The organism is Psychrobacter sp. UBA3962, assembly GCF_002385225.1.
In the GTDB taxonomy this organism is placed as follows: Bacteria; Pseudomonadota; Gammaproteobacteria; order Pseudomonadales; family Moraxellaceae; genus Psychrobacter.
The window spans coordinates 75,025-83,759 of record NZ_DGDC01000023.1 but is presented as its reverse complement, the minus strand read 5'-3'; the positions used below and the strand labels follow the sequence as shown (position 1 = coordinate 83,759).

Here is an 8,735-nt window from a genome sequence, read left to right as displayed (position 1 = left end):
ATCGGCTTTTTGGTTTAAGATTCATATTCAAACATCATCGTTTTGAATGAGCTATGAATGCGCTATCTTTGAAAGATAAAGGGTTGTACTCAATGAGTTAATAGTAACCCAATATTTTCCACCAGATTAGTCCTGAGCCAATCCAAATTACTAGGTTGGCCACACTCATGACAAAGCCAATAGTCCACCATTCACGCAAGGTGGTATAGCCTGAGTTAAAGATAACCGGAGCGGTGCCTGTAGCATAGTGGGTCAAAGTCATCATAATATTACCAGCCGCTGCCAAGATTAGCGCATACAGCATAGGAGGGGCGCCTAAAGTAAGACCAACGGCATAGAAGGCAGCAAACATCGCCGTAACGTGTGCTGTGGTACTGGCAAAAAAGTAGTGCATGTATAAATAAACCAGAGTCAATATCACTACGGCCCCCATCCAATTAAACCCAGTTAAGGCGATAGCCGACTCGATGCTAGAGGAGAACCAGCCAATTAATCCTAATTTATTTAAAAAGTCTGCCATCATCACCAAGGCACCGAACCAAACGATGGTATCCCAAGCCGATTTCTCTTTAAGCACATCCTCCCAGGTTAATACCCCAGCGACTAGCAATACTGATAATCCTAAAAATGCGGTAGCGGTAGCATCAATCGTGAACTGCTCACCAAAGATTAGGGCGGGAATATTGGCCCAAAGCAATAACATCAAGGTGAATACCGCTAACATGATTTTTTCATGTCGAGTGACAGCCCCTAATTTTGCTAAGTTTTCAGTGGCATACTTTCTGGCATCGGGTGTCTCTTTAATCTCTGGGGGATAAATCATATAGATAATTAAAGGCATAACTAAGATACACAGCATACCTGGGACGAACATAGCCAATGCCCAAGTGGTCCAAGAAAGCTGTATTTCACTGCCTGTTGCCTTATTAACCAAGTCTACGACTAAGGGGTTTGGGGCGGTAGCGGTAATAAACATACCTGAGGTAATGGGGTTGGCATGGTAGTTAACCATCGCCAAATAGCGACCGATTTTATTTTGCGTGCCTTCTTTTGGGGTTGAATGGAAGCTTTCGGCAATAGATCGCATGATGGGGTGAATAATCCCGCCACCCCGGGCCGTGTTAGACGGAGTAATAGGGGCAATCAGTAACTCTGCCGCCGTTAGAGAGTAGGCAATACCGATGGTCTTCTTACCGACGATAGAGATAAAGTAATAGGCAATTCTCGAACCAAGACCTGTTTTGATCAGGCCACGCGAGATCATAACCGCAATACCGATTAACCAAATCAAAGGACTTGAAAAACTCGATAAGGCATCTTGCATGGCTTGTTTTGGGGTGTCTGCTGTAACCCCAGTTAACGCCACCAAGCTGATGGCTATAATCGCCAATGCCCCGATAGGCAGGGCTTTACCAATGATTGCAACAATGGTCGCCACGAATAAGGCCAATAAGTGCCAAGCGTTATCAGTCACACCCTCTGGAGTGGGAATGACGAACCAAATGATAAAGCCAATGGCTATTGCCAGTATTGTGGGTAACGGCTTGAAGGGAAGTTTTTCTGAAAATTCCGACATAATTAAGCCTTTTTAGTTGAATTATGAAATAAATGTTTTGGGATCTTATTTAGTGAGCCTCGTTTAATAAAGCTTGGCAGCATAAATAGGTTAAGCGTTTATTATTTACTATAAATAAGGCTTTGTTGATTACGCCATAAAACAACCCCAGCAATAGCAAAGCGGGACAGTAGCAACCAATACACTGCAAACCACACAACGGGCATGGCATACTCATGACCATATAACTCATACACTATATATGTCAATGGAAAAAATATGACAGAGACAATAATCGCCACCTGACGAATTTTGGCTCCCGCAGTAAGACCAAACATGATCCCATCGAGCCAATAGGCACCTGCGCCTATCAAAGGAAGTAGGGTGGCGATATAGCGATACTCTAGAGCCAGCTCAGTTACTGCGGGTAAATCGGTCATGACACTTAAAAAGCTAGGTAGGATAAATGCCCAAACAACAGTTAAGCTTAGGGCCAGTACGAAAGTGATAATACCCGTACGTTTTACCGCAGTGATAAATTGTTGCCTTGATTGTCTAGCAGCCGCTTGACCCGATAAGCTTTCAGCCGCAACGGCCACGCCATCCAAGGCAAAGGCTGAAATACTAAGCACCTGAAGCAATACTGCATTGGTAGCCATCACCAAGTCACCTTGCTGAGCCGAAAGGCGAGTGATCCAAGCAAAGCTTAGGGTTAATAAAATAGTTCTAATAAAAATGTCTTTATTAAGAGAAAATAAGCTCAGCATTTTATCCAAAGCGAATATCTCAGCAAGTCTTTGTTTGCTAAAACTTGAGTTCTGAGTCTTAACACCAAACTTAGCTGAGTCTGCATGCAAGACTTTTTTTGCTAAAACAATGGCGGTAATACAGCCAACAGCGTAGCCAATTACTGTCCCCAATGCCACCCCCTTTAATCCCAAATCAAACACATAAACGAAGGTTAAGGTCAGAATAATATTAATAATCGAGATCAGAAGCTGCACCATCATCATCTGATTGGTTTTGCCTTGTCCAGCAAACCAGCCAATAAAGGCATAGTTCATCAATTCAAATATGATGCCATAATAGCGCACGCTCAGATACGTATAAGCAGCTTGACTGCTTTCGGGTTGTGCTCCTAAAAGCTGTAGGCCTAACTTTAAGATAAAGGGCTTAAACAGCCAAAGTAACATGGCCAATATTAAAGCCAGCCCCAATGAACGAGATAAAATATCTGATAGCTCGGTGGCATCAGAAGCACCTGTGGCTTGTCTACCTAAAGCTTGAGCCGCTAGTCCCGAAGAGGCGTATTGCAAAAAATTGAAGCTAACCAGTATCAGCAGCCAAAGCTGGGAGGCAATCCCGAGCCCTGCCAAATGGGCAGACTTGGGGAAATGTCCAACGACACCCACATCTATCGCCCCTTGCAGGGGCATGGCTAGGTTGGCTATCAATACAGGCGCAGCAATCGCAATAATATGGCGATAGCTTAAATCCATCGGGGCAGGCTTAATATGACTCATAGACTCAATACTTTATTAAATTAAAAGACCAAAACAATAAAAAGCACCCTAAGGTGCTTTTTATTGTTACATATCCATCGGCTAGTAGATAGAAAGATTTGGTTTATCCAAAACAATTACCGGCTAAGTAAAAACTTAATCTTCAAAAGATTTTGGATCGTTAAAACTTACCTCTTCTTCTTGGAACTCAGGTTTAATCTTCACTACAAAGTCATCACGTGACAAGCCCATTGCTAAAGGAATAGAGCTTGAGATGTACGTTGAAGAGTAAGTACCTGCAATTAGACCAATAAAGAAGGCCACTGAGAACCAGAATAAACCATCACCGCCTAAGAATAACATCGCTAGAACCACAACCAACACAGTAGAGATGGTCATGATGGTACGGCGTAATGTCTCGGTTAGTGATAAGTCAACGATTTGTCTGGCTGAGGCATCACGAACCCTTCTAAAGTTCTCACGAATACGGTCAAAGACTACGATCGTATCGTTCAATGAATAACCAATCAGAGCTAGGATAGCCGCTAAAACGGTCAAATCAAACGGGAACTGGAACAAGGCAAAAAAGCCTAAGGTTACAATGGCATCATGAACCAGAGCCAATACCGCACCCACTGCTAGCTTAAATTGGAAGCGCACGGCCACGTAGAGCATCATCATACCCAGTGCCGTTATGATCGCTATCATTGAGCTTAAGTAGACTTCACCGCCTACCTGACTACCAATTATGTTAACGTTACTAATTTGAGCACTGTTATTTGGCAGCTCTAAAGCAGAGCCTAGACTTTCATTCAAGCCTTCTACGTTGTCAGACTGAGGAGGTAGGCGCACCAATAGTTCCGTGGTGCCTCCTAAATATTGAACCACAGCATCATTAAAGCCCGCTTTTTCTAATGACTGAATAACTTCAGTCTGTTCCACTGGCTTTTCATATTTCACATCGGCAGAAACACCGCCAGTGAAATCTAGACCTAGGTTAAGACCATTTATAAATAAGGCGCCTATACTGATTATAATCATCAGAATAGAGAAGATTGCCATTGGTTTTTCAAGCTTCATAAATGGAATTATGCGCTTGGAGCCCAAGGCTTTAATACCCCCTTCTGCTAAAGCGGCTTCATCTTCATAGGCTTCAGAAGTGGCTAACTCAGTATTTTCAATTTCGGCCTGTTCGATATTATCGCTAGGTGACAAGGTAGTATTATTGCCTCTACCATCACGGCGAGGGCCACGTCTGCGACGACGGCCTCCCTCAATATAAGCAGGAGTTGAGCTGTTTGGCGTTCCTGAGTTTGGATTTTGATTATCATTCTGATTATTAGTAGACATTATTCTCTCCTAGCCTATGCTCAATTTATCGACAGATTTACGATTACCATAAACCAATTGGACCAAAGCACGGGTTACAATAATGGCTGTAAACAACGAGCTTAAAATACCAATGGCAAGGGTAACAGCGAACCCTTTAATTGGGCCAGAGCCAATAGAGAATAAGATGATAGCGACCAGTAGGGTGGTGATGTTACCATCAAAGATACTACTAAAAGCACGATCGAAGCCAGCCACAATAGCTGATTTAGGTCTCACCCCTTCGGCAATCTCTTCTCGAATACGCTCGAAAATTAGGACGTTAGCATCTACTGCCATACCGATAGTTAATACAATACCAGCAATACCAGGCAAGGTTAATGACGCTCCTAAGATAGAAAGCACAGCTACCATAATAACTAAGTTAAAGGCTAGCGCAATGTTGGCAATAACCCCAAATAGACGGTAGAAAACAATCATAAATAAGAAGACCAGTAAGTAACCTACTTTAGTAGAAAACAGACCGTCATCAATATTTTTCTGACCCAGTGAAGGACCAATAGTGCGTTCTTCTACGAAGTACATTGGCGCTGCAAGAGCACCTGAGCGAAGTAACAGGGCCAATTCACCAGCTTCTGCATTACTATCTAGACCGGTAATACGGAAAGAAGAACCTAGTACCGCTTGAATGTTCGCTTGGCTAATAATCTTAGTTTCAGAATAAGGGGTACGAGTTTCAATAGTTTCCCCAGTTTCTGGATCCTTGTCATAGGTGATTTTTTGCTTGTTCTCAATAAACAGTACTGCCATCTGCTTACCTACCGCATTTTTGGTAGCATTCTGCATCAGCTTACCACCAGCAGTATCAAGCGTAATATTTACTTCAGGAGATCCATTCTCGTCGAGGCCAGAGGTTGCCCCTTGGACCTTCTCACCAGTTAAGATAGGTTGACGATTTAATAGTGACGGCGGACCATCTAAGCTCATATATGGGAAAGCTTCAGTGCCTGCAGGAGGTATGCCTCCTGAATAAGTGGCATTTTCATCGGCAACCAAACGGAATTCAAGGTTAGCAGTACGACCCAGAACACGCTTCGCTTCAGCAGTATCCTGAACCCCTGGTAATTCAACCACAATACGGTTGCTACCTTGAGACTGAACCAGTGCTTCAGAGACACCTAATTCTGCAATACGGTTACGTAGGGTAGTTAAGTTTTGTCCTACTGCGTACTCATTGATCTCTTTTAAAGTCGCTTCGTTATATTGTAAACGTAATGCTGGACCTTGATCGTCCATCGACGCTTGCATTTCAAACTGGTTACCTTGATCACGCTGGATAATACGCTGCGCTTTGTCTCTTAACTCGGTATCTTTAAAATGCAGCAATAGACCTTGATTGGTAACATTGATGCCTTTTACAGGTACGCGCTCACCACGTAAGCTGCTACGCACATCATTGCTGGCTGTTTTTAAACGTTGTTCAAGAGCCTTGTCCATATCCACTTCAAGAACAAAGCGCACACCACCACGTAAGTCTAAACCTAGTTTTAAAGGCTTAGCACCGATGCTACGAAGCCAATCGGGGGTGGTTTGCGCTAGGTTTAAAGCCACAACATAGTCATTACCAAGTTTTTGGCGTAGGACTTCTTGGGCCTTGCGCTGCGCTGCGCCATCTTCTACTCGTAATAAGGCACTGTTCTCTGAAAAAGTAGGATCGTGGTAAGCGATACCCGCTTGATCAAGAAGTTGTTTTGATTGATTCAGCACCTCATCAGTCAGCTCGGTACCTGCTGAGGCACTAGTGATTTGTACCGCAGGCTCATCTGGATATAGATTAGGCAGAGCATAGAGCCCTGATATAATGAGCACGGTAACGATTAAGAAATATTTCCAGGCAGGGTAATGCATAGTAGCTTCTTCACTTGAGGGAAGGTAACAATAGAACGCTACGCCAGAGCCAATCTTCGATAGATAGGAATATATAAAACGAGGTGTTAGGCCGGTTTATTCTATATTTAATCAGCTAATATGGCTGAAATAGGCTTAACACAGTTGAATACAGTTACGCGAAGACAATAATTATCGCGATTTAGATATCTGAAAATGGCCCTATCGAGTTATAAAGTAGTTCGCTCTTGCTGACACAGACTTTATAGGGGTAGCGCACTCTAATTAATTTAATTAAAACATATAATCCAAAAACTGAACGCTCAAAAGAGGAAGGTTTGCCTTAACTCTTGATAGGTTCAATTTTTGGATTAGCAAACAGTTATATTAGTACTATTTATTGCAAACCATCAATGGTGCCATTAGGCAACACAGAAATTACAGAAGCACGTTGGATCATGACATCGTTTCTATCATTAAGTGCCACAACTGCGTAATCCCCATCAATAGATTTGATTTTGCCCATCAAACCACCCGCGAAGATAACTTCATTACCCACAGTTAGTGAGTCAACCATGTTGCGGTGCTCTTTAGCACGTTTAGACTGAGGTCTAATTACTAAGAAGTAAAAGATGGCAAAAATAGCCAGTGGAAAAATCCACTGCATAATCATTGCAGAACCACTAGCGGCTTCTGGAGCAGCATGAGCCGCTTGGATGAATAAATTCATATTAATAAATCCTTAGAAATTACTGTATAACCGTGATAAATAGCGCCTCATAGCGGCGATAAAGTTGTTGCAACCAAAATAGGGAGTCAGCTTAATCGGAAACCGCTAAAAAGGATATTTACCCGTATATTGATGGATAGGGGTATAGTTATCATAAATTAACACGCATAGTATCAAAAAAATGACCCATTGATAACTATTACTTGTAATACCAGTAGTTAATAAGGCCTATAAAAGCTATTAACAGTTAAAAAATTGTATTTAACCAAAATGAAAGCTAGCGACAGCTACTAATATAACGTTATAATCTTATTCATTAGTGTGTTTAATAAGTCTACATATAAAAAAATATACTTATTTAAATTCGATTTTTATGATTTAGAGGTAGTTATGCGTTTTGTCCTTATTATATTATTATTTTTAGTTTTTGGTTACTCTCTGGGGTTGGTTTTAACCAATAGCAGTGAGATTGCGGTGAATTTATTATTCACTGAAGCGCCAGCCATGAACCTAGGTTTATTATTGATTTTATGCCTGTTCTTAGGGGTGCTTATTGGCATGCTGTTGTCTTTATTGCTATTTAAGGTATTCCAAAATAAATGGGAAATTAGCCGTTTAAATAAAGAAAATAAACGCTTACAGGATAAGTTGACCCAGGCTCAAGTCGAAATTGAACAACTATCACACACTCCTGTTGTAGATCATACAGTGCAGACTGACTCAGAGGTGTATGTTGATCCTATCGATACCACCACAATTAGATAGTTAGCATCAAATAAAAAGCAACTATTTAATAATCAGTAAAGATAAGACACAGAGTTGACGAAAAACGGCCTAAGGGTCGTTTTTTTTTATCTAGGCTACTATATACTATCTAGTGCTTTACCCCTTAAAATGATAATCCTTAATTATAATTAAAACTTTTATTTTAGGAGACAATGTGACTCAACTTCAGCAGATGAATCAACAGGTTGCCCCAAACTTAATCCGTCCTAATTCACCTATTGTGGTCGCAATTGATAAAGCTTCATTGAATGAAGCCTTGCAGTTGGCCGATCAGTTAGACCCCAGTTTATGCCGGGTTAAAGTAGGTAAGGAGCTGTTCACCCGCTGTGGGCCTCAAATAATTAATGAGTTGCATAGTCGCGGCTTTGAGGTTTTTTTGGATTTAAAGTTCCATGATATTCCTAACACAACGGCGCAAGCGGTTTTAGCAGCTGCCGATATGGGAGTATGGATGGTTAACGTTCATGCCAGTGCTGGCTTGGAAGCGATGCAAGAATCCAAAAAGCGATTAGTGGATGCCGGTCACGATACCTTATTGATAGCGGTTACGGTACTAACTTCTATGACAGAGCAGGGATTAAAGGGAATTGGTATTGATGTGGCGGTGACTGAGCAGGTAGAGCGCTTGGCATTATTGACCAAAGAAGCAGGACTAAATGGGGTAGTGTGTTCAGCTCAAGAAGCGAGTCGATTAAAGCAGCTTTGTGGTCAGCAGTTTCAACTGATAACACCAGGTATTCGTATGGCTCAAGATTCAGCGGATGACCAAAAACGGATTTGTACCCCGAGTGAGGCAATGCAAAACGGCTCGGATTACTTAGTCATTGGGCGTTCAATTACCCAAGCTGCTGATCCTATTGATAAGATGACTCAGATTTTAGACACCTTAAATTAGACAGCAATTAGGCAACTTAATGCAGTTTCTGTGACTCTATATTTACTGTGA

The 8,735-nt window shown here is 41.9% G+C and carries 7 protein-coding genes; 2 read left to right on the top strand and 5 right to left on the bottom strand.

Annotation, left to right across the window (positions count from 1 at the left end):
* Positions 1–97 precede the first annotated feature (97 nt).
* The 5 genes from B3S92_RS06445 to yajC all read right to left on the bottom strand — a co-directional run bounded on the left by B3S92_RS06445 (position 98) and on the right by yajC (position 7,003).
* Positions 98–1,576, bottom strand: a complete 1,479-nt coding sequence (locus B3S92_RS06445) for an anion permease (protein WP_296203992.1) — start codon at positions 1,574–1,576, stop codon at positions 98–100.
* Positions 1,577–1,677: 101 nt separating this feature from the next.
* Positions 1,678–3,078 (bottom strand): MATE family efflux transporter, encoded by a 1,401-nt coding sequence (locus tag B3S92_RS06440; protein WP_296203991.1) that lies wholly within the window; start codon positions 3,076–3,078, stop codon positions 1,678–1,680.
* A 135-nt stretch (positions 3,079–3,213) separates the two neighbouring features.
* Complete coding sequence (gene secF, locus B3S92_RS06435; protein WP_296203990.1) at positions 3,214–4,407, bottom strand: protein translocase subunit SecF; 1,194 nt, start codon at positions 4,405–4,407, stop codon at positions 3,214–3,216.
* Positions 4,408–4,416: 9 nt separating this feature from the next.
* A complete protein-coding gene (secD, locus tag B3S92_RS06430) occupies positions 4,417–6,294 on the bottom strand; it encodes a protein translocase subunit SecD (RefSeq protein WP_296203989.1) in 1,878 nt (625 codons plus the stop codon).
* Between the two features lie 376 nt (positions 6,295–6,670).
* Entirely contained in the window at positions 6,671–7,003 is a 333-nt protein-coding gene (gene yajC, locus B3S92_RS06425; RefSeq protein WP_077451333.1) for a preprotein translocase subunit YajC, read from the bottom strand.
* Positions 7,004–7,393: 390 nt separating this feature from the next.
* Here yajC and B3S92_RS06420 point away from each other — a divergent pair, with 390 nt between their 5' ends.
* Positions 7,394–7,768 (top strand): lipopolysaccharide assembly protein LapA domain-containing protein, encoded by a 375-nt coding sequence (locus B3S92_RS06420; protein ID WP_077451332.1) that lies wholly within the window; start codon positions 7,394–7,396, stop codon positions 7,766–7,768.
* 193 nt (positions 7,769–7,961) lie between these two features.
* On the top strand, positions 7,962–8,684 hold the full coding sequence (gene pyrF / locus B3S92_RS06415) for an orotidine-5'-phosphate decarboxylase (protein WP_296204043.1): 723 nt from the start codon (positions 7,962–7,964) through the stop codon (positions 8,682–8,684).
* The last annotated feature ends 51 nt before the right edge of the window (positions 8,685–8,735 follow it).